This is a genomic window from Methanocalculus sp. (assembly GCF_029762515.1).
Classification (GTDB): domain Archaea; phylum Halobacteriota; class Methanomicrobia; order Methanomicrobiales; family Methanocorpusculaceae; genus Methanocalculus.
The window spans coordinates 1-2,512 of sequence record NZ_JARVGN010000341.1; the positions used below are offsets into that span (position 1 = coordinate 1).

A 2,512-nucleotide genomic window follows, 5' to 3' on the forward strand; every position below is an offset into this window, starting at 1 on the left:
CCGATCACCGGCGCACCCCTGCACGAAGGTCATCGGCGCAAGCACCCGGGGCATATTGCAGCATAATGCCAGAAAACAAGCAGATAACAAACACACGAACGATACCACCCATAGCCCTTCCGTGTACCCCGCCGGGCGCATAAGGCAGATCTGCACAGGGGCCGAAAGTGAATCGCCGGGATCGGATCCTCCCTGATTACTTTCACATCACGCGTCCCGGATCCGTATATACCACCCCGTGCAGACCGTCTTGGTATGTTCCGAAAAACCCTCATGGGGGACCAGACCGTGTTCCAGAACACCCAGGTGTTCGACACCAATTTCGTGCCCGAACAACTCATGCACCGCGACACGCAGATGGCCGAACTGGCATTCCAGTTGTTGCCCGGGATGCGGGGCAACCGCCCGCTCAACACCATCATCCGGGGCCTGCCCGGCACCGGCAAGACCACCAGCGTGCAGGCGCTCTTTGCCCAAGTCAGGGAGAACACCCAGAAACTCATGCCATTGAAGATCAACTGCGCCCTCGCCTCGACGAAATTCAACGTCCTCGCTGCCATGTACCAGAAACTCTCGGGTCAGGACCCACCGGAGACCGGCACCTCCTTCAAAACCATGCTCAACGCCGTGGCCACGCTCATCCAGCAGAAGGAATGCTCGGTGGTTGTCTGCCTCGACGATGCCAACTACCTCGTCCACGAGCACACCCTCAACGACGTGCTCTACGTCCTGCTGCGCATGCACGAGATGTTCAACGACATCCGCCTGGGCGTCATCACCATCTGTAGCGACATGACCCTCGACCTCAAGGATGCCATGGACCCCCGGGTGCTCTCCACCTTCCTGCCCACCGAGATCTACTACCCGCCCTACGGCGAGGACGAGATGCGGGACATCCTCGCCCAGCGGGCAAAATACGGGTTCTACCCCGGGGTGCTCTCGCCGAAGATGCTCGATCTCGTGGTCGAGCGTGCGTTCGATACTGCCGATATCAGGGTGGGCATCGATCTCTTGTTCCGGGCGGGGATGATCGCCGAGCGCCACGCCCGCGCCGAGATCACCAGCGACGATATCGAGCAGGCCTTCGACACGGCACGGTTCCTCCACCTGGACAGCGCAGTGTCCGCCCTCAAGGAGGACGAGCGATTCCTGCTGAAACAGATCGCCGAACTGACACGGGAAGGAACGGACCTGACCATGAAGACGGTGTACGACGCGATCAAGGATTCGATGATCCTCGGCTACTCGAGGTTCACGCAGTGCGTGCAGAAATTCGAAACCATGCGCCTGCTGGATGTGTCGTACCTGCAGGGCCGAGGGAAGTCGCGGGTGATTTCGCTGCGCTATGATCCAGGGAGGGTGATTGAGGTGTGTGGGTGAGAGCTATCGACCTTAGCTACTTATTTTTCAGAATATGAATGATCAGGAGATTCAAAATGAATGTAAAGGCATAAAAATACTGATACAAATCTATTTCTTGAGGAAGAATCCTTGAAATCAATTTTTGTAAGCTCGACCTATGGGGATCTGAAACAAGAGAGGGATATAGCGATAAAAGCTATAGATTCCCTTGAATCAGCAAAAGCTATTGCAATGGAAAGATTTCCAGCAGATCCAAATCCTCCAAAAGAAGTATGCTTATCGGAATTGCGTAATTGTGATGCAATTGTTTTAATTTTTGGTTTCGCATATGGATCGGTTGACGCTGACGAAGAAATATCGATTACCGAAATTGAATACAATGAAGCTAAGAACAATAACATTCCAGTTTTTGTATTTATAAAACAAAATTCTGAAGGAAAATGGGAAACTAATGAAGAATCAGACGATATTAAGGAGAAAATAAAGCATTTCAAAGGACGTATAGAGAGTGAGAGATGGCGAGAGACATTTCAGACACCATATGAGTTAGCATGGAAAATTTCAATGACGCTTCATAATTATGAAGCCGAAAATGGAGAGATTGGAATAAAAAATCCACAGTTTTTCAAGGGAGAAGAATTTTTTAGATCATGTTCAAGAGATAACGTATTATTTAGTCACATTCATCCACTCATTGGAAGACAGAAAATATTTCAGGACATTTGCGATTTTCTTAATTCAGATAAACAGATCTTACTTATTCATGGCAGAGGAGGAATTGGGAAAAGTAAAATACTATTTGAATTTTATAAAAAAATTATCGATGAATCAGAGTATAAACTTTGGTTTCTTCGGGACAATGCACAATTCACAGCTGATTCATTCAGACAAATACCGAAGAATAAAAGAAATGTAATTATTGTTGACGATGCTCATCGGCAGAATAATTTAGCTGATCTTCTCAATATTATTAGTGATAATCGTCAAAATATTAAGCTAATTTTATCCTCAAGAAATTATGGCGTAAATTATCTAAAATCACAAGCAATAAGAAGTGGCTTTGAACCGTGCGAGATTGATACTCTTCCTGAATTAGATACACTAAAAAGAGAAGAGATGGAAGAACTTGCAGATTCTCTTCTTGATACAG

The 2,512-nt window shown here is 47.9% G+C and carries 2 protein-coding genes; both read left to right on the forward strand.

Going from position 1 to position 2,512, the window contains the following annotated elements; translation table 11 throughout:
• Window positions 1-255 precede the first annotated feature (255 nt).
• Window positions 256-1,380, forward strand: coding sequence for an ORC1-type DNA replication protein (locus tag QCH34_RS10610; protein WP_300333906.1), 1,125 nt, complete (start codon window positions 256-258; stop codon window positions 1,378-1,380).
• Window positions 1,381-1,491: 111 nt separating this feature from the next.
• The coding region (locus QCH34_RS10615; protein ID WP_300333909.1) for a DUF4062 domain-containing protein at window positions 1,492-2,512 on the forward strand (1,021 nt) is incomplete at its 3' end.